This window comes from Nonomuraea sp. NPDC050022, from assembly GCF_044460705.1.
Classification (GTDB): Bacteria; Actinomycetota; Actinomycetes; order Streptosporangiales; family Streptosporangiaceae; genus Nonomuraea.
On the sequence record NZ_JBITKE010000008.1, the window covers coordinates 63189 to 80125 of the forward strand.

19 protein-coding genes are annotated in these 16937 nt (G+C 70.4%); 9 read left to right on the forward strand and 10 right to left on the reverse strand.

Features of this window, described 5'->3' with window-relative positions; all coding sequences use genetic code 11:
* The first annotated feature begins 150 nt into the window (after window positions 1–150).
* Together ACIBO2_RS32595 and ACIBO2_RS32600 are read left to right on the forward strand one after the other, a co-directional pair.
* Window positions 151–3468: a BTAD domain-containing putative transcriptional regulator gene (locus tag ACIBO2_RS32595; RefSeq protein ID WP_358543766.1), complete on the forward strand. Its 3318-nt coding sequence runs from the start codon at window positions 151–153 to the stop codon at window positions 3466–3468.
* Window positions 3469–3553: 85 nt separating this feature from the next.
* Complete coding sequence (locus ACIBO2_RS32600; protein ID WP_358543764.1) at window positions 3554–4012, forward strand: hypothetical protein; 459 nt, start codon at window positions 3554–3556, stop codon at window positions 4010–4012.
* On the opposite strand, the gene ACIBO2_RS32605 is transcribed toward ACIBO2_RS32600, so the two are convergent.
* The 3 genes from ACIBO2_RS32605 to ACIBO2_RS32615 form a co-directional block, all read right to left on the reverse strand.
* The gene (locus ACIBO2_RS32605; protein WP_358543761.1) at window positions 3984–4562 is read right to left on the reverse strand and encodes a dihydrofolate reductase family protein; all 579 of its coding nucleotides are present in this window, start codon (window positions 4560–4562) and stop codon (window positions 3984–3986) included. The two genes, ACIBO2_RS32600 and ACIBO2_RS32605, sit on opposite strands and share 29 nt — an antisense overlap.
* A gap of 40 nt (window positions 4563–4602) precedes the next feature.
* Complete coding sequence (locus tag ACIBO2_RS32610) at window positions 4603–5097, reverse strand: SRPBCC domain-containing protein (RefSeq protein WP_358543759.1); 495 nt, start codon at window positions 5095–5097, stop codon at window positions 4603–4605.
* 107 nt (window positions 5098–5204) lie between these two features.
* Window positions 5205–6635 carry a hypothetical protein gene (locus tag ACIBO2_RS32615; protein ID WP_397301810.1) on the reverse strand — a complete coding sequence of 477 codons (1431 nt, stop codon included), beginning with the start codon at window positions 6633–6635 and terminating at the stop codon, window positions 5205–5207.
* 312 nt (window positions 6636–6947) lie between these two features.
* Here ACIBO2_RS32615 and ACIBO2_RS32620 point away from each other — a divergent pair, with 312 nt between their 5' ends.
* Window positions 6948–7646: an NAD(P)-dependent oxidoreductase gene (locus ACIBO2_RS32620; protein ID WP_397301813.1), complete on the forward strand. Its 699-nt coding sequence runs from the start codon at window positions 6948–6950 to the stop codon at window positions 7644–7646.
* A 10-nt stretch (window positions 7647–7656) separates the two neighbouring features.
* On the opposite strand, the gene ACIBO2_RS32625 is transcribed toward ACIBO2_RS32620, so the two are convergent.
* A complete protein-coding gene (locus ACIBO2_RS32625) occupies window positions 7657–8058 on the reverse strand; it encodes a hypothetical protein (protein WP_397301816.1) in 402 nt (133 codons plus the stop codon).
* A gap of 142 nt (window positions 8059–8200) precedes the next feature.
* On the opposite strand from ACIBO2_RS32625, the gene ACIBO2_RS32630 reads away from it, so the two are divergent.
* The 4 genes from ACIBO2_RS32630 (at window position 8201) to ACIBO2_RS32645 (ending at window position 11896) form a co-directional block, all read left to right on the forward strand.
* Complete coding sequence (locus tag ACIBO2_RS32630) at window positions 8201–9325, forward strand: sensor histidine kinase (RefSeq protein ID WP_397301819.1); 1125 nt, start codon at window positions 8201–8203, stop codon at window positions 9323–9325.
* Between the two features lie 4 nt (window positions 9326–9329).
* Window positions 9330–9992, forward strand: coding sequence for a response regulator transcription factor (locus tag ACIBO2_RS32635; protein ID WP_358543746.1), 663 nt, complete (start codon window positions 9330–9332; stop codon window positions 9990–9992).
* Window positions 9993–10127: 135 nt separating this feature from the next.
* Complete coding sequence (locus tag ACIBO2_RS32640) at window positions 10128–11606, forward strand: apolipoprotein N-acyltransferase (protein WP_397301821.1); 1479 nt, start codon at window positions 10128–10130, stop codon at window positions 11604–11606.
* A gap of 89 nt (window positions 11607–11695) precedes the next feature.
* Entirely contained in the window at window positions 11696–11896 is a 201-nt protein-coding gene (locus ACIBO2_RS32645; RefSeq protein WP_358543741.1) for a hypothetical protein, read from the forward strand.
* A 22-nt stretch (window positions 11897–11918) separates the two neighbouring features.
* Here the strand turns inward: ACIBO2_RS32645 and ACIBO2_RS32650 are convergent, their stop codons facing one another.
* Both ACIBO2_RS32650 and ACIBO2_RS32655 read right to left on the reverse strand, forming a co-directional pair.
* Window positions 11919–12572, reverse strand: a complete 654-nt coding sequence (locus ACIBO2_RS32650; RefSeq protein ID WP_397301824.1) for an ATP-binding protein — start codon at window positions 12570–12572, stop codon at window positions 11919–11921.
* 1 nt (window position 12573) lies between these two features.
* Window positions 12574–12699, reverse strand: a complete 126-nt coding sequence (locus tag ACIBO2_RS32655) for a hypothetical protein (RefSeq protein ID WP_397301827.1) — start codon at window positions 12697–12699, stop codon at window positions 12574–12576.
* 269 nt (window positions 12700–12968) lie between these two features.
* On the opposite strand from ACIBO2_RS32655, the gene ACIBO2_RS32660 reads away from it, so the two are divergent.
* Window positions 12969–13139, forward strand: a complete 171-nt coding sequence (locus tag ACIBO2_RS32660; RefSeq protein WP_358543734.1) for a hypothetical protein — start codon at window positions 12969–12971, stop codon at window positions 13137–13139.
* 135 nt (window positions 13140–13274) lie between these two features.
* On the opposite strand, the gene ACIBO2_RS32665 is transcribed toward ACIBO2_RS32660, so the two are convergent.
* Window positions 13275–13931 (reverse strand): CBS domain-containing protein, encoded by a 657-nt coding sequence (locus tag ACIBO2_RS32665; protein ID WP_397301831.1) that lies wholly within the window; start codon window positions 13929–13931, stop codon window positions 13275–13277.
* A 167-nt stretch (window positions 13932–14098) separates the two neighbouring features.
* On the opposite strand from ACIBO2_RS32665, the gene ACIBO2_RS32670 reads away from it, so the two are divergent.
* Window positions 14099–14758, forward strand: coding sequence for a response regulator transcription factor (locus ACIBO2_RS32670; RefSeq protein ID WP_358543728.1), 660 nt, complete (start codon window positions 14099–14101; stop codon window positions 14756–14758).
* Window positions 14759–14772: 14 nt separating this feature from the next.
* On the opposite strand, the gene ACIBO2_RS32675 is transcribed toward ACIBO2_RS32670, so the two are convergent.
* The 3 genes from ACIBO2_RS32675 to ACIBO2_RS32685 form a co-directional block, all read right to left on the reverse strand.
* Complete coding sequence (locus ACIBO2_RS32675) at window positions 14773–15240, reverse strand: CBS domain-containing protein (RefSeq protein ID WP_358543726.1); 468 nt, start codon at window positions 15238–15240, stop codon at window positions 14773–14775.
* Window positions 15240–16070, reverse strand: a complete 831-nt coding sequence (locus ACIBO2_RS32680; protein WP_397301835.1) for a universal stress protein — start codon at window positions 16068–16070, stop codon at window positions 15240–15242. The genes ACIBO2_RS32675 and ACIBO2_RS32680 overlap by 1 nt, the downstream gene beginning before the upstream one ends.
* A gap of 221 nt (window positions 16071–16291) precedes the next feature.
* Entirely contained in the window at window positions 16292–16816 is a 525-nt protein-coding gene (locus ACIBO2_RS32685; RefSeq protein WP_358543721.1) for a hypothetical protein, read from the reverse strand.
* Window positions 16817–16937: the final 121 nt, after the last annotated feature.

The window sequence follows — 16937 nt, forward strand, 5'->3', positions numbered from 1 at the left end:
GACGTCGCCTACGCCGCGGCCGCCGAGCAAGAACACGTCGATTGTCGGTGACCGCCCTGACCTTCTCGGGCACCGGTAGGTTTCGCACTGCTGCGATATGATTTGGACGGTTTGCTAGTTGGCAATCTCTCGACTCACCCGGGAGCCGAGGTGGCTCTGCCCGTTCATCCCGTCCGGCCAGGCGTCGACGATCAGCCGGCCGGTGGCGCTCTCTTACGCCTTCAGGTCCTGGGCCCGTTGCGGGTGTGGCGCGATGGTGTCGAACTGGATGCCGGTCCCCGGCAACAGGCTTATCTGCTGGCCCTGCTTCTGGCCCGGGTGGGCACGCCGGTCAGCACGAGCGAGCTGATCGACCTGGTCTGGGACCACGAGGTCCCAAGCAGCGCGCTCAACATCATCCACAAACACGTCGGCGCGTTGCGGCGACTGCTCGAACCCGCGACCCCCGCCCGTAAATCCGGCTCATACCTGCACCACCGCGGCGGCTCCTACCAGTTCACCGCCGCCCCCGGCACCCTGGACCTCCACACCTTCCGGGAACTCGTCGAGACCGCCAAGGCGGCCCTGGCACGGCAACGCCTGGAAACGGCGCTCGATCGCTATGTCGAAGCGCTTGGCCTTTGGCGGGGCCGTGCGGGCGACGGGTTCACGCACCGATCGACCGCGCTGCCGACCTTCGCCGCCCTCGACGACGAGTTTCACGCCGCGTGCACCGAAGCGGCCGAACTGGCGGTGTCGCTGGGCCGACCGGCGGGGGTGCTGCCGGCGTTGCAGCTGGCCGCATCGATGGCGCCGTTCCACGAACCCGTACAGGCCGGCCTCATCTCCATCCTCGGGGCGGCGGGACGCCAGGCGGAGGCACTGTCGGTGTTCCGCGAGGTCCGCGCCCGCCTTGCCGACGAGCTCGGTATCGATCCTGGCCCGGAGCTGCAAGCCGCACACCTGCGAGTGCTGTCGCAGCCCTCGGCGTCGCCGCTCGTGGCGCGTACGGACGTTGGGGATGACGGCGCGTCGGCGCGAACGACAGCCGGGCTGGTCGGCCGGGCCGAGGAACTCGCCCTACTGCGGCAATCCGTCGAGATGGCGTTCACCGGCCGCCCTGCGCTCCGTATCGTCGAAGGCGAGCCGGGCGTAGGCAAGACCCGCCTGGTACGAGAGATCGCCACCGAAGCGAGCCGGCGTGGCGCGCTGGTCGTCTGGGGTTCGTGCCTGGAAGGCGACGGAACACCGTCGATGTGGCCCTGGGAACAGACGCTCCGCCCGATTCTCGACAGCCTGCCCGCGCCGCTGCGGGAGAAGTGGCTCGCCAGTGAGCTCGGCAGTCTCCTGGAATCGCGAGACGACTACGCCGCCGCGCCGGCCATTCCCAACAGCGGCGCCCAGTTTCGCCTGTTCGAGCAGGTTGTCACCGCCGTTGGGCAGGCCTCGGCGCAACAGCCCACGCTGCTGATCGTCGATGACCTCCAATGGGCCGACGCCGCCTCGCTCCAACTGTTCGGCCACCTGACGGCCCGGCTACCCGCCGGCACGGTGATCATCGGTGCGCTACGCGATCGCGCACCCACACCCGGCTCTGATCTGTCGCGGGTTCTGGCCGCGGCCAGCCGGCTGCCCGGCCACCGCAGGATCCGCCTCGGCCCGCTCGGCTTGACCGACGTGACCGAGCTAATCCGCCGCGAGACCGGCCACGATCCCGGTGCCGAAGTCGCCCGCGGCATCCATGCCCGCACCGCCGGCAATCCGTTCTTCGTCCAGGAGCTGTCCCGGCTGCTCAGCGACGGCGGCTCGCTCGGCGACGGCGGCGCGTCAGTACGGGCCGGGGTGCCGGCCACCGTGCGAGACGTCGTCCGCGATCGGATGTCCGGTCTCGACGACAGCGCTCACGGCCTGCTGCGCATCGCCGCGGTCATCGGCCGCGACGTGGACCTCGACCTGCTCGCCCGCGCGATCGGCGTCGATGTCGCGGACTGCCTCGAACGCCTCGAACCGCTGCAAGCACTCGGTCTCCTGGAGACCAAGCCGGAAGACCCGTTCTCGTGGCGCTTCGCGCACGACCTGGTCCGCGAGTCGGTCACCGAGACCATTGCGCGGCGGCAGGCCGTCCAGCTGCATCTGCGCGTCGCCGACGCCCTCGAACACATCCATGCGGACGACGAGTCCGTCGCCGAACGCCTCGCCTACCACCTGCGGGGCGCCGGCCCCCTGGCCGACCCGGTTCGCACCGCGGAGGCACTGGCGCGCGCCGGCCGCCGCGCGGCGACCAAGCTCGCGTTCGCGGCCGCCTATCGGAACCTGGAATCGGCCGTCCAGATCGCCCGGACGGCGGGGCTGCTGGAGCTGGAACTGTCCGTCCTGTCGCTGCTCAACCTCCTGGCCGTCGAGCCCCCGGGAATGGGCGGCTCGACGTTCGATCTGCTGGAACGAGGCGCATATCTTGCCCGCAGACTCGGCCGCGAGACGGCCGAGGCCGAGTTTCTCTTCGTTCGGATGACCGGGGCCTACGTCTCCACCGAGAAAGACCGTGGGGTGTGGGCTCGCCGGCTGCATGAGCAAGGCCAGGCGTCCGCGGACCCGATCATCCAGGCGTACGGCCGGCAGGCCTGGGGCCTGTACCAATGGGACATCGGCGACATCGGCGCGGCGTATCAGTGTTTCAGCTGGGTAGGCCGTACCACTGCGGACGGCATTGCCTCGCTGCTCGCGAACTCAGCCGACCCGCACCCGGGGCCGGCTCAGGAAAGCATGTACCACCTTGCCAGCCGGGTCGGGGGCGTCCCGGCTCGACGCCGCGACGACCTCGGACGTTGGCGGATCCAGGATGAGTGGGTCGGTTATCTGGCCGTGATCACCACGCTGCATGGGGATGTCGAGACGGGGCGTTCCCTGCTCGGCACGGTGTACCAGGCCGAGGGAGACCCCTTTGAGATGTCGGGCTGGACCCGCTACCAAACCATGGCCGCCACGATGGCCGGTGACACGACCTGGACGATGCACGCGACCGAGCGGTGGGTCGCGGCCAGCGCCGACCGTCCCGGCGTCGCGCAGGAAGCCTACATATGGCTGGACTGGTACTGGGCCCGTGCCCTCACCGGCGACGACCCTGCCGGCACCGCGGCCAAGGCCGAACATCTCCTGGCCGCGACCCTGCTCGACCCGCCGAGATGGGGCCTTGCCTACTGGTACGGACTGATCGCCGAGATGTGGCTGGCAGCCGAGATGCCCGACAAGGCCGCGACCGCCCTCGACCGGGCCGACCAGGCCGTCCAGGCCCACGGCCAACGCTATGCCGAAGGACTTCTCCTGTTGCTGCGCGCCCGCCTGCTGCACGCCCGCGGCGAACCCGTCGACGTCGTGCGAGCCGCCGCCGACGAAGCCCGCGCCCGATCCGGCGAACGCGGGGCCCACCTCTTCGCCCGCCGCGCCGAGAGGTTCCTGGCCGATCTCGACCAGAATCCGGCAGGATGTTGATCGCGATGCGGTGAGATGGGGTCGGCTACGCGTCGGCCATTCGCGTTGTGTTGCGGACAGGCCCAGGCCGGCCAAGCCGGCCGCGGTGTCCAGGATCGTCTCCTCGATCGGCCGGGGCCGCCAGCCCAGAACCTCACGCGCTTTCGCGCTAGACGCCTGGCGTGCCACGCCCAGGTCCGGAACGACCGTCGCGAAGCGAGGGCTCACCAGCGCGCCAAGGCGGATCGCCCAGTCCGATGCCGTCCGGGTCGGCACTCGGCGGGCCGCCGGGCCGAGCCGTACCCGCGGCAGGTTCGCGATCTCCGGCAGCGACATCACCCCGGCGGCGGCCAGGAACCGCCCAGCCGTCGTTGGAGGTGAGGTCGGCCACCGCGAAGGAGACCTCCGCGCCGGGCCGCAGCATCTCCCGCACGGCCGCTTCCCGCTCCTGGAGGCCCACGTGGTGCCCGGACTGCTGCTGTCGGGCCTGCCTGACGGCTGGCGGTTCGTCACGCCCCGCTACGACATGGACGGACTCAGATATGGAGGGTGGGCCGGTAGATGAGCTCTTGGGTACGGCCGTCGAGCGTCCGGCTCTCGATCAGCTCGAGGTCGAAGTCGGCCGCATCCTGGAAGATCGGGTCCGCTCCGGTCTGGCCGGTGATCACCGGGAAGAGCGTCACCTGGACGCGGTCGACCAGACCGGCGGCCATCAGCGCCCGGTTCATCGACAGGCTGCCGTGTGAGCGCAACGGGACCTCGGACTCCTCCTTGAGCCGGGCGACGACGTCCACGGCGTCGCCGCTCACGACGGTCGCGTCCGGCCAGTCGAGGGGTCCTCTCAGTGTGGTCGACACCACGGTTGCGGGCAGGTTCCTCATCCGGGTGACCCATGGGTCACGGACGTCGGAGTCCTCGGTGCTCGAGGCCAGCATCCGCGCGAACGCCCGATACGTGTTGGCCCCGAAGACCATCCGCTGTTCCTCGCTGTGCAGGGCGAGGCGGTGCTCCAGCAGCTCGGGGCCTTGCTTGCCCCAGTAGCCGCCCCAGTTGCCGCCGGCAGCGCCGAAGCCGTCGAGGCTCATAAAGACGTCGAAGGTGTACGTAGCGGTCATGGTGCTCTCCTCGAACGCGGGATCGGGTGTGTGGAGCGGGTCACGTGGTCCGGTCGGGTGACGCCGGTGCGGCGAGCTCGGCCAGGTGGCGCAGCGAGTTGATGAGATGCTCGGGGCCGAAGGGCGGGAACTGGATGTACTCCCGCCTGAACCGCGGCACCGCCGACCAGTCGTAGGTAAGCGTGACCTCGGTCTCGGACGGACCGAGCGGCGTAAGGTCGTAACGCCAGATCCAGCCGCCGAGCTCCAGGCGACCGTCCTCCTCCTCTGTCCCCGTCAGCCAGCCGATGGAGCGCGGCGGGTCGAGCACCGCGACCTTGTTGGCCACCCGGTAGTCACCGTCTGGATGCTTCGCGTGATACATGGCCATCCGGAAAACCTGCCCCACCTCGGTCAGCGGCGCCCGGTCGGCAGGCTCCTGAACCCAGCCGGTGCCATCGATCGCGGCATGGGCAGCCGGGTCCGCCAGCACCGCGAACACCCTCGCGGCGGGCGCGACGACGGTCAGTGTGGCGCTCACGTTCTCCTGGTCCATGGTGTGCACGCTCCTTGCCTTCTCATCTCGGCGAGCCGGCCCGTCGCCGGTCTCTCATCTTGGCTACGAACGGGCTCGACGCCATCCGACACCCACTGCGGAAAAAATCAGAAGACGTACTCGGGGCATGACGGGCATCCCACAGAAAACCCATGCCTCCCCCTGCCGTGAGTGTGTCGCGCGGGCCAGGGGCGACGGTGGAAAGCCAAGGCGGCGGCCAGGCAGGCGACGGGTATGACGGGCAGCACGTACCGGTGGTCGAAGTCCAGGACCGCGACCGGGCCGATCAGCAGGCCCATCGCCACGGCCCACGGCAGCAGTGCCACGCGGGGCCGCCGCACCGCGGCGACCGCGCCGAGCAGGAGGATCAGGCCCAGGAACGGGCCGCGCAGGTAGGCGGCGTACTGGTAGGCGATGAGGAAGTCCGCGTACGGAGACACCGACGACAGACCGCGGATGGCCGGGTCGTACTCCCGTTTGACCTTGTCGATCAGCGGCTGGTCGGGCAGTTCCCCATGCCCGCCGCTGAAGCCGAAGGCCGGGGTGGTGCGGTCGGGGTGCGGGATCGGGGTCCAGGAGAAGGCGATGGCGGTGTCGCGTACGACTTCGGCCAGGTAGTCCAGCGGCTGGGCGAGGATCGCGTCGATCGCGAACGAGCGGGCGAGGTCGTTGTGCGTGAACCGGTCGCCGGGCAGCGAGTTGAGCGAGGCCCCGGGAGCCCACACGTACTCGGAGGCCGCGTCCACCTTCGTCCCGTTGGGGCACAGGCGGGCCACATCGGGCGGCGGCTGGATGCGGGCGCAGTCGGCGAAGGTCATCGTGCGGGCCCACAGGGCGACGCCGTCGGCGCCGCTGATGGCGAAACGGCCGTGGTGCTGGGCGTACCAGGCGGCGTAGCCGGCCAGAGGTAGGGAACCGGCCAGGACCAGCGCGGCCAGTGGCCGCCATCCCACGCGCCGCACGGCCAGCACGAGCACGATGAGCAGCAGCAGCGGAAGCGCGATCGTCCTGGTCAGCGCGGCCGTGGCGAACAGCAGGCCCGCTCCGGCGGCGGCGCGCACGGATAACCGGGGCGACCACATCAGCATGGCCGGCCCGGCCACGACAAGGAAGATGAACTGCGTGTCAGACAGGACGGCATGCTCCAGCCGCAGGAAGGAGGCGTCGAACAGCAGCGGCACCGTCGCCGACGCCGCCACCCAGCCGGGCGCCGACCTGCGGCGCAGCACCGCGTACAGCAGTATCCCGGTGCTCAGGCCGATGGCATGCTGGACGGCCGCGACCAGCTCCACGCTGTGGAACGGCAGCAGCGCCCGCAGCAGCAGCGGGTAGCCGATCGGATGGAACGTCGCCGACGGAGCCGGGTGCACGGCGGTATCGAGGTAGGTGAAGGAGTCGTACCAGTAGAGCGTGACGGGGCGATAGCCGAGCATCGTCACCACCCGCAGCGCGGCGGCCAGGAGCAGCAACGCGGCGAAGAATCGGTGGTCGGCGAGGCGGCGCTGCGAGGGCAGCGCCACGCGGGTGTCGGTGAGCACGCGAAATCCGATCGTGGCGGCATGACAGGGGTCCGCGCATGCCGAGGACAACGCATGGCGGTGATGAGGGCGCGCGCTCAGCCGCGCGCGCCCCGGGTGGAAGCTCTCAGTGCCGGGCCGGGATCAGCAGCGGGACGGCGGCATCAGCGGCGTCCTCGTGGGAGTGCGTACGCCGCCGAACTTACGCCCCGTACGTCCGGCCTCCCGCGCCACGCCCCGAACGGCAGTCGTGTGCTTTACGCTGCTTATAATGAATATTAATGGCGTCAAATCACTGGCGCCTCCACATAGCGTGCATGAGAGGCCACGTACGTGAAGCTCGTGATCTTCGGGGCCAACGGCCCGACAGGACGGCTCACCACCGCCCAAGCCCTCGCCGAGGGCCATACCGTCACCGCTGTCACCCGGCATCCGGAAACCTTCCCCCTCGGCGCCCCCGCGCTGAATGTCGCGAAGGCGGACGCCCTCGACCCCGAGGCGGTGCGTCGGGTGGTGGCCGGGCATGACGCGGTGCTCTCGACGCTCGGCGTCCCCTACGGCTCCGCGGCCACCACCACGTTCTCCAAGTCCGCCGAGCACATCGTCGCGGCCATGACCGCGCACGGCGTCCGGCGCCTGGTCTGCGTGACCTCTACCGGCGTGCCGATGAAACCCCCGCCCGGCGAGACCCTCATCTACCGCAAGGTGATCGTGCCGACGCTCATCAGGATGGGGCGCCCGCTGTACGAGGACGCCGCCCGCATGGAACAGATCGTGGCCCGGACCGATCTCGACTGGACCGTCATCCGCCCGTCGGGACTGTTCGACGGCAGCGCGATCACCGGATACACCGTCGGACCACCGCAGATGGTCGGCCGGTTCACCTCACGTCGTGACCTCGCGGACGCGCTCATCCGCGCGGCCGTCGACGATCGCGACGTCCGCTCCATCGTCGAGGTCATCACCACCGAGGGGACGCCCAGCGTCTACCGCGTGTTCCTGAAAGAAGCGCTCCGCGTCGGCCGCGCGTGAGGACACGCGGTCACTCTCCATCCACCTCGCCGGGGCCGCCCGCGTCGGGCGTCCACGATCGGACGGTCCGTTCGAGCCGCTGCGACCAGCCTTGGTCCTCGCCCGGCGAGAAATATTCGGACCAGCCCTCGACGGTGAGCCGCTCGGCGGAGCGGAGGGCGAGCACGCAGCGATTTCCGCCGAACACGGTGACCCCGCTGCCGGCCGGACCGATCGTGTCCTCCACCGTCTCGCCGAGCTGCCGGAGAGCGGCGGCCGGTTCGCCTGCCAAGGAGATGGGGACGGTCAGACCGCGATATTCCCGCTCGCCCGCGTACCGCCGCTCGTGTTCCGCCACCGGGACCAGCCGGCCGCGTCCTTCAGCCAGTGGCCGCAGCACCGCACCGGACCGGTCGCCGGGATCCACAGCCACCTGGCGAGGGCGGCGGTCTCGTCCTTGTTCATACGCGTGATCTTAGGGAGAGGCCCCGACAGCCGGTCACTCCTGAGAGTGAACGGCGCTATCCGTCGTGGGAGGGATGCGCCGGGCGGCCTGGATCCCGATACTGAGCGAGATGTCCGGACTTACTGAGCGGCTGCGCACCCGGTTGACGGACGTGCCGCCACGAGTGGTGGACGTCGCGATCACGGTCGCCGTGTCGGCGGCCACCGTCGGCCCCGCGCTCGTCCCCTCCTCGCAGCCATGGTGGGTGGTGGCGCTGGCCGTGCTGGCCTCGGTGCCCGTGCTGTGGCGGCGCAGGGCACCGCTCGTGGTGACCTGCGTGGTCGGGCTGGCGATGACCGCGCTGGTGATGTGGGAGAAGCCGATGCTGCCGTACGGGCCGCTGGTGGGCACCTACACCATCGCCGCGCTGAGCCCGCCGCTGCTGCGGCTGGCGGCCGTTCCGGTCATCGGCGCGGGGGTGTACGTCTCGCTCGCGCTGCCGCAGGAAGGGCTGGACTCCTATCGCGTGGTCGGTACGGCGTTCGTCGCCGCGTACGCGCTGGGCACCAGCGCCCGCGCCCGCCGCGCCCGGGCCGCCGAGCTGGCCGAACGGGCTCTGCGGCTGGAGTGGGAGCGAGCCATCGCCGCGGCTCACGAGCGGGCGCGCATCGCCCGGGACATGCATGACATCCTCACCCACTCAGTCGGCCTCATCGTCGTCCAGGCCGAAGCCGGGCCGCTGATGCTCCAGTCCGACCCGGCACGCGCGCAGGCCGCCTTCGACACGATCGCCGACACCGGCCGGGGCGCGATCGCCCAGCTGCGAACCCTGCTCGGCACGATGCGCTCGGGCCAGAGCGATCACCGGGAGCCGCAACCCGGGCTCGCGGCCCTGCCGGAACTCATCGAGCGGACCGGCCGTTCCGGGCTGCGGGTGACCTTGACCAGCGACGGCGTGCCGCGGCCGATCCCCGTCGAGGTCGACGTCGCGGCGTACCGGATCGTGCAGGAGGCGCTGACGAACGTGCTGCGCCACGCGGACGCGCGCACCGCTCAGGTGCGACTGCGCTGGACGCCGGGCGTTCTGGCGGTCGAAGTGGCCGACGACGGCAAGGGCGCGGACGGCGAAGGCACCGACGGCCAGGGGCATGGCCTGATCGGGATGCGCGAACGGGCCGCCGCCTGCGGTGGGACGCTGCGCGCCGGCCGGGGAGCGAAAGGCTTCGTCGTGGCGGCCTCGCTCCCGGTTGGATAGGCACATGCTCCGCGTACTCGTGGCCGACGATCAGGATCTGTTCCGCGGCGGCTTCGCCATGATCCTCGACGCCCAGGCCGACATCACCGTCATCGGCGAGGCGGCCGACGGCGCGCAGGCCGTTCGGGCAGCCACCGAGCTGCGGCCGGACGTCGTACTGATGGACGTCCGGATGCCCGGAATGGGGGGGATCGAGGCGACCGAGCTGATCTGCGCGACGACATCCGCCAAGGTGCTGGTGCTGACCATGTTCGATCTGGACGAGTACGTCTACGACGCGTTACGCGCCGGGGCCAGCGGCTTCCTGCTCAAGGACATCCGGCGCGACGAACTGGCCGCGGCGGTGCGCGTGGTGGCGGCGGGAGAGTCGCTGCTGGCGCCTACGGTGACCAAACGCCTGATCGAGGATCTGATCCTCCGGCCGGGCCATGGGGTGGCGCCCCGGCTGGCCGCCCGCCTCGCCGAGCTGACCGGCCGTGAGGCCGAGACGCTGCGGCTGGTGGCCCGGGGGCTGTCCAACGCGGAGATCGCCGGCGAGATGGTCGTCAGCGAACACACCGTGAAGAGCCATGTCAGCAGGATCCTGACGAAGCTGGAGCTGCGCGATCGGGTGCAGGCGGTCGTGTTCGCCTACGAGTCGGGACTCGTCGTCGCCGGCGACGCCTGAGCGCTCCTGGAGGGGGCCATAAAGCGTCTGAGCGGTCCGTGAGAGGGAGCGCGGAGTTCACTCTCGCCGCCGATGTGGGCGCGGGGCGCCGGTGTGGAGGATCGAGGCAGTTTCCCTGGCGGAGGAGTCTGCTCGATGAGATCGCAACGATGGTGGTCGATCGGCGCGGGAGTGCTGTCGGCCACGCTGTTCTTGTTCGGTACCGGCCTGAACCCGGTGCCCTGGTGTACGTGGATCGCGCCGATCCCGGTCCTTGTCCTGGCGCCGCGCTGCTCGGCGCGTGCGGCGTTGGCCGCCGCGTCCCTCGCATGGCTCGGCGGCCAGACCCCCATGTGGGGATATTTCCTGAACACAGTGCAGATCCCGCCGACGATGGTCGTGCTCCTGCTCGTCGGCTCGGCGCTGCTGTTCGGTCTGGTGGTGCTCGCCTACCGCGGTCTGACGCTGCGCGGGCACCCGCTGATGGCCGTCGGCGTCGTCCCGGCCGCGTGGGTCGTCATCGAGTACGCGCTGTCGCTGATCACGCCGAACGGCGCCTGGTGGAGCCTGGCCTATACCCAGGCCGACGTCCTTCCCGTCATCCAGATCGCCTCGGTCACCGGAGCATGGGGCGTGACGTTCGTGCTGATGGGCGTCGCGGCCACGGCCGCCGCCCTGCTGCGGCCCGGTGCGGCCGGCCGGGTGCGGGTCGCCGTGACCGCCGCGACGGTCGCGGCCCTGGTGGCGGGCTACGGGTGGTGGCAGCTGCGACCGGCCGAGGCCGGGACAGCGGTCAAGGTGGCACTGGTGGCCAGCGACCGGTCGATCGACCCGGTGGCGGTGACCGATCCTGAGGGGCGCGACCTGCTGGCCGGTTACGTGAGCCGCATCCCGGCCCTGGCCGAGCGCGGGGCCGACGTCGTCGTCCTTCCCGAGAAGACGTTCCGGGTGGATGAGGCGGACCTGCCGTCGCTCGCCGGACCGCTGTCCCGGCTCGCCTCCGGCCACCGCGTCGACATCGTCGCGGGGCTGATCCTCACGAGGGACGGGCGCGAGTACAACGCGGCCATCGACTTCCCCGCCGATGGCGGACGGCCCGTCGAGTACGTCAAACGCCACCTCGTCCCCGGCCTGGAGAGCGATTTCGCGGCCGGTCAGGCGCAGGCGTTCGTGCCCGGATCCGGCCGGCGATGGGCGATCGCGATCTGCTTCGATCTCGACTTCCCCGACCTGGTCCGCGACTATCGGCGCGACGGGGCGAGCGCGCTGTTCGTACCCGCCTGGGACTTCGGCGCCGACGCGTGGCTGCACAGCCGGATGGCGATCACGCGCGGCATCGAGAACGGCCTGGTGGTGGCACGGGCGGCCCGGCAGGGCGCCTTGACCGTGAGCGACCCGCACGGCCGCCTCCTGGCCGAGGCACGCACGACGGGCGCGTCCTTCGTGTCGGTGACCGCGGACCTGCCGGATCGCGCGGTGCCGACGCTGTACACCAGGCTCGGCGACTGGTTCGCATGGATCTGCGCCCTCCTGCTGGTCGCGATATTCGCGGTGCGCTTCGTTTCTGGTCGAGGGCCGAAGCCAGAGGCACCTCGGCCCGGGAGTGCAAGGAGACGGACGGCGCCGGTCTCCTAGGCGGAGACGGAGACGGACGGTTCGCGCCACCGCTCGCCGGCTTCCGCCGGTGGATCCGTCGCCGTCGGCCCCTCCTGTATCCTCGGTGCATGCCCACCGACCTGCCAGCGCGGATGGGCGATGATCTGTCGCTCCCCCACGCCTACACCTTCACCGACGGCCACCTGCATCCGGGACAAGCGCCGGGGCTCGGCGTCGACCTCGACGAGGAACTGGCGGCCGCGCACCCGTACGAGCCGTCCTACCTGCCGCTCAACCGGCTCCAGGACGGCACGATCCACGACTGGTGAGGCCAGAACCCGCTCAGAGCCTTCATGGCCGCCGGCCCCACAACAGGTAGGCGAGGGGGCCGACCGGCTGAACGAAGATCGCCATCCACCACAGGCCCTTGCGCCCCCGCACATCGCCGGCGGGCCGTAAGCAGAGATCCGCGGCGGCCGCCGCGGTGAGTGCGACCTCCACGGACGCCAGCGCTATCAATGTGCCCTGCTGCCTTTTCGACATCTCGTTCCAGCGCATCGGCGCGCTCCCTTCACTCCTCTGGCGCTCTCGACGGCGTTCGCGGGCTTCTGGACGCTTCACGCGCATGCTCAATCGCACGGTGGTACCCGCGGGACCCGTGAGGAAGGAGACCTGGTCGGCCAGCCGGCGCGTCAGCCAGATTCCTCTCCCGCCGGGAGCGCCCGGCGGCGGGAGCGGGCCCTCGGTGAGCGCCCGAGCGGGGATGCCCGGCCCCGTGTCGGTGATCTCGCACAGCAGGCCGCCGTTCGTCCGCCACAGGCTGAGGCTGCCCCGGCCGCCACCGTGCGCCAGCGCGTTGGTCACGCACTCGTTGACCGCGATGAGGAAGTCGGTGAGCGGCTCGCCCGCGAGCCCTTGGTCCGACGCCGCGTGGAAGACGGCGGTGCGAGTGCTCGCCAGACACCTCCCGTCGAAATGCCTGGCGAGCACGGCGGTGGTATCCATGTCATGCCATCTCGACGAGGCGGTTGGCGTCGTTGTCGTACCAGTCGGCGATGTCGGGGTCTCCGCGGAGCGCGCGCCGCGGGACGGCCCGGCCGATCCCGCCGAAACCATTGAAACCGAGTCTCATGCCTGTATCGTCCGGCGCGTCCCGCCGGGCACTTAGAGGCGTCGGTCCCCCATGCGGTGGGACCTTCGGCCTCCCTGGGCCGCGGGACGGGTCCGGGTCAGGACCCTCCCGGGTCTTCTCCGCCCGGATCTCCTTTCCCTTCGAGCGCGTGCTGTCCGCTGGACGTGGACAGTGTCGTTGGTCCCGGCGAATGAGGACGTTCGCCGCTGTACGGAAGCGCGGGGGGCGGCGAGCATCATCATGAAGACATTTCGGAGGTGTGATCGATCATGATCGGTGGACGGATGATCGCGGAGGCTTCAGCGCTGGACGCCGAGTTGCTGGCGCTGAAGAAGCGGGTCGACCAGCTAGAGGAAGAAGTACGCACGTTGACCGCGGCGAATCTGGCCCTGGTCCGCGCCGTGGAGAGCCTTCGGAGCGACCTCGTCGCCACAGGTTGAGCCGTCGGCTCCACCCGCTCGGCCGGCTCCACCTCTTGGCCTGCCTGTCGGCAACAGTGAACCGTTCGCGGCGCTGGGCGTCCAGCGCCGCGAACGGTATGTCGAATCTCGTCCTGCCGATCCCCCGGAACGCGCCTACAGCAGCGGAGGGACGATGAGGAGGTCTTCCTTCTCGAACGACACCTCGCACACCACGTCGACCACGCCCTCGACTTTGCGGACCGCCTCCGTGACCGCGATGGCCTGAGACCTGTGCCGCACCCGTCCGCCGACGGTCACCACGCCGTTGTCGACCTCGACGGAGAACGCTCCGGTGTCAGGCAGCACGGCCCTGACGTCGGCTTCCAGGTCGGCGGCGGGCCGGGTGAAGACCCGCAGCACGTCGCGCTGGTGCAGGGTGCCGACGATCCGCCCGGTGACCGGGTCGATCACGGGCAGCTGCTTGAGGCGCTTGTCGTGCATCAGCCGAGCCGCGTCACGCACGGCGGTGCCCGGCGTGACGGTGATCGCCGGAAAGGTCATGAGCTCGGCCGCGGTGACCGCCGCCGCCTTCTCGTGCTCGCTCCGCCGCCTCCTGGACTCGAACATGGACACGCTGTGCCGTACCGGATCGGCCTCTTTCAGCAGTAGATCGTCCTCCGAGACCACACCCACCGGCCTGCGGTCGGCGTCGATCACGGTGACCGCGCCCACCGCGAACCGCTTCATCGCGGCCACGATCTCGGCGAACGACGCCTCCTCCAGCACGGCGATGGCGACCCGGCCCATGACGTCCTTGACTTGGATGGACATAACCCTTCACCTCCACCCCCACCGTCCCTCGTCCCGGCTCCGACCGGCAGTGACGAAGGGCCCGGATGATCCCGTCGTAGGTCCTCTACACGCGAAACGCGACGACATGGCCTGCCAAGGTCTTTGGTCCCTTCCAGAAGCGGCGCGTGGTGACTACCGTCTGTCCCATGATTCATGTGTTCCTCGTCGACGATCACGAGGTGGTAAGGCGGGGAGTCGCCGCCCTGCTGGGCTCCGAGGACGACATAGAGGTGATCGGCGAAGCCGGCACCGCCGAGTCCGCGATCGCCCGCATCCCGGCCCTGAAGCCGGACGTGGCGGTGCTGGACGTCCGGCTGCCGGACGGCAACGGCGTGGACGTGTGCCGTGAAGTGCGCTCCCGCCTGCCCGGGCTGGCGTGCCTGATGCTGACCTCCTACGCCGACGACGACGCGCTGTTCGAGGCGGTGATGGCGGGCGCCGCCGGTTATGTGCTCAAGCAGATCCACGGCTCCGACCTGGTCGGCGCCGTGCGCACGGTCGCCTCCGGGCAGTCGCTGCTCGATCCGCAGACCACCGCGGCGATGCTTCAACGACTGCGGGAGCAGGCCGCCAGGAGGGACCCACTGGCGGCCCTGTCCGATCAGGAACGCAACATCCTCGACCTGATCGGCGAGGGGCTCACCAACCGGCAGATCGGCGAGCGGATGTTCCTGGCCGAGAAGACGGTCAAGAACTACGTGTCCAACCTGCTGTCCAAGCTCGACATGCAACGCCGTACCCAGGCCGCCGCGCTGGCCGCCCGGCTGCGTGCGGATCGGCGCGATTCCCAGGACTTTCGCTCCTGACCGTGACCAGCCGCTCAGTCGCCCGCGGGCAGGACAGGGTCGAGGTGGAACATCCCGGTGACGACCTCGCCCGGCCTGTCGACGGCCCTGACCCGGCCGGCAACCGCGGCGAGCACATCCCTGGCCGTGATCAGCCCGATCAGCCCCTCCTCCGAGACCACGGGGAGCGCGTCGCACCCGGCGTCGAGCATCACGGCCGCCACCTCCGACAGCGACATGTCCGGCTGGACGCGGGGCCTGCGCCTGCTGCCCAGCAGCCCGCGCACCTGGCGCCTGAACTGCTCCTCAGGGCCGCCCGACCAGGACGCGGCCACGTCCTCGCGGGTCAGCACGCCCAGCACGTGCCCGTCCTCGACGACCGGCAGGTGATGGACATCGCCCCGGCGCATCAGCTCCCAGGCCATCAGCGACGACTCCTCCGGCCTGATCGCCACCAGGATCCGGCTCATCACCTGCTTCGCTGTCAGCGACTCGACGTTCATCACCGCTCCTCTCGTGGACGTACGACCGCGACGGGGCAGGTCACGTGGTGCAGCACGCCGTGGCTGACCGACCCGAGCACCGCGGAGGCGAACGCGTCCAGCCCGCGCGAGCCGACCACCACCAGGTCCGCCGTCTGTGAGGCCTGAATCAACGCCGCCACCGGGTGCTCACACACCTCCGCGTCGGTGATCTTGACGTCCGGGTTGCCCTCGCGCCAGGAGGCCACCCGCTCGCTTGCCATCCGTACCTGCTGCTGGAAGGCGTCCTCCAGCAGGCTGCCGGACACGGCCGCGTACGGTGAGAACATCGGTGTCCGCCACCCGTACACCACATGCAGCTCGGCGCCCTGGGCACGGGCCTGCGCCAGTGCGTACTCCATGGCGGCCCGCGAGTGCTCCGACCCGTCGTAGCCGACCACTACCCGGCCGTGCCGCGCCTGCGTGGGCGCGCGGACGATCACCACCGGGCCGACCGCGTGCCCCGCCACGGCCAGGCTGACCGAGCCCAGCACCAGTCCGGCGAACCCGCCCAGTCCCCTGCTGCCCAGGACCACGCTGTCCGCCGGCGCCGACTCACCGATGAGGTCGTCGATCACGTTCCCGGTCAGCGTCTCTGTCGTCACCTCCGCGCCCAGCCCGCGCGCCCGCGTCGCCGCGACCTCCAGCGCCTTGGCGCAGTAGGCGGACCCACCAGGGCTGTGCGGCCACTGCTCGCACACGTGCACGATCCGCAGCGGCAGCCCTCTGCGCTCGGCATCGGCCGCGGCCCACTCCACCGCCGCCGCCGACGGCACCGACCCGTCCACGCCCACCACGATCCGTCTGGCCATCACGCGTCTCCTTCGCAAGGCTTCCTTCCACCTCCAGCCTCACAGAACAGGCCCACCGCCACCTGGGGACGAAGTCCTCGATACAGGTGCCTTTGGTCCCGAATCAGCGGACAGCGTGTTGACGGCAGCGCCGGATAGTGGCGCGCGGACCGGGCCGGCCATCGCGGATGACGCCAAGCGCCCGCCTCCGTTGCCGGAGGCGGGCGCTTGGTCGTGGGCGGCTACTTCAGCCAGGCGGTACGCCGGACGATCGGCAGGGTGCCCAGCCCGAGTGTGGCGCCGGCGTTGGCCAGGGCCAGGCCGACCAGGACGATGGAGTAGATGAGGTGCTCGTCCAGGAACGGGTTGTTGGCCAGCGGCAGTTCGGCGGCCCACATCAGGACCAGCATGAGCGTGCCGGTGACCGCGGCGATCCGGGTGCCGGCACCCAGGATGAGCGCGGCGCCGATGCCGAGCAGGCCGAGCATGAACAGCCAGTCCACCCACGGCTGGCCGGCCAGCGAGCTGAAGAACCCGCCGAGCGCGTTCTCTCCGGTGCCCTTGAGGAAGCCGGTTGTCGGGCTGCCACCCGAGATCCAGGCCTTGCCGGCCGGAGTGGCGAAGCCCCAGCCGAAGGTCTTGTCCAGGAACGCCCACAGGAAGATCCACCCGATCGAGATTCGGGTGATCGCCCAAACGTAGTCGACGGGGCGGTGCGCGGCGACAGGGCCGTTCTCCAAAACGGGCTTGTTGACGGTGGCGACCATGATGGCCCCCTTTCAGTGCGGGTTCGTCGTTCTCGTCACCTCCAAAGCACACCGCTTGCCCTCTTGCCGGGGCAGTGCCGTACGACCCGCGGCTTGAGGACCTTGGTCCCCTCGCGGCTTC

Bases quoted from the DNA above. Each gene is read 5' to 3' on its own strand.
- ACIBO2_RS32645 (WP_358543741.1), top strand. From the start codon at position 11,696: ATGCCCACCGACCTGCCAGCGCGGATGGGCGATGATCTGTCGCTCCCC.
- ACIBO2_RS32665 (WP_397301831.1), bottom strand. From the start codon at position 13,931: ATGTCCATCCAAGTCAAGGACGTCATGGGCCGGGTCGCCATCGCCGTG.
- ACIBO2_RS32670 (WP_358543728.1), top strand. From the start codon at position 14,099: ATGATTCATGTGTTCCTCGTCGACGATCACGAGGTGGTAAGGCGGGGA.
- ACIBO2_RS32650 (WP_397301824.1), bottom strand. From the start codon at position 12,572: ATGGATACCACCGCCGTGCTCGCCAGGCATTTCGACGGGAGGTGTCTG.
- ACIBO2_RS32630 (WP_397301819.1), top strand. From the start codon at position 8,201: ATGTCCGGACTTACTGAGCGGCTGCGCACCCGGTTGACGGACGTGCCG.
- ACIBO2_RS32675 (WP_358543726.1), bottom strand. From the start codon at position 15,240: ATGAACGTCGAGTCGCTGACAGCGAAGCAGGTGATGAGCCGGATCCTG.
- ACIBO2_RS32680 (WP_397301835.1), bottom strand. From the start codon at position 16,070: ATGGCCAGACGGATCGTGGTGGGCGTGGACGGGTCGGTGCCGTCGGCG.
- ACIBO2_RS32610 (WP_358543759.1), bottom strand. From the start codon at position 5,097: ATGGACCAGGAGAACGTGAGCGCCACACTGACCGTCGTCGCGCCCGCC.
- ACIBO2_RS32655 (WP_397301827.1), bottom strand. From the start codon at position 12,699: ATGAGACTCGGTTTCAATGGTTTCGGCGGGATCGGCCGGGCCGTCCCG.
- ACIBO2_RS32660 (WP_358543734.1), top strand. From the start codon at position 12,969: ATGATCGGTGGACGGATGATCGCGGAGGCTTCAGCGCTGGACGCCGAG.
- ACIBO2_RS32605 (WP_358543761.1), bottom strand. From the start codon at position 4,562: ATGACCGCTACGTACACCTTCGACGTCTTTATGAGCCTCGACGGCTTC.
- ACIBO2_RS32635 (WP_358543746.1), top strand. From the start codon at position 9,330: ATGCTCCGCGTACTCGTGGCCGACGATCAGGATCTGTTCCGCGGCGGC.
- ACIBO2_RS32685 (WP_358543721.1), bottom strand. From the start codon at position 16,816: ATGGTCGCCACCGTCAACAAGCCCGTTTTGGAGAACGGCCCTGTCGCC.
- ACIBO2_RS32640 (WP_397301821.1), top strand. From the start codon at position 10,128: ATGAGATCGCAACGATGGTGGTCGATCGGCGCGGGAGTGCTGTCGGCC.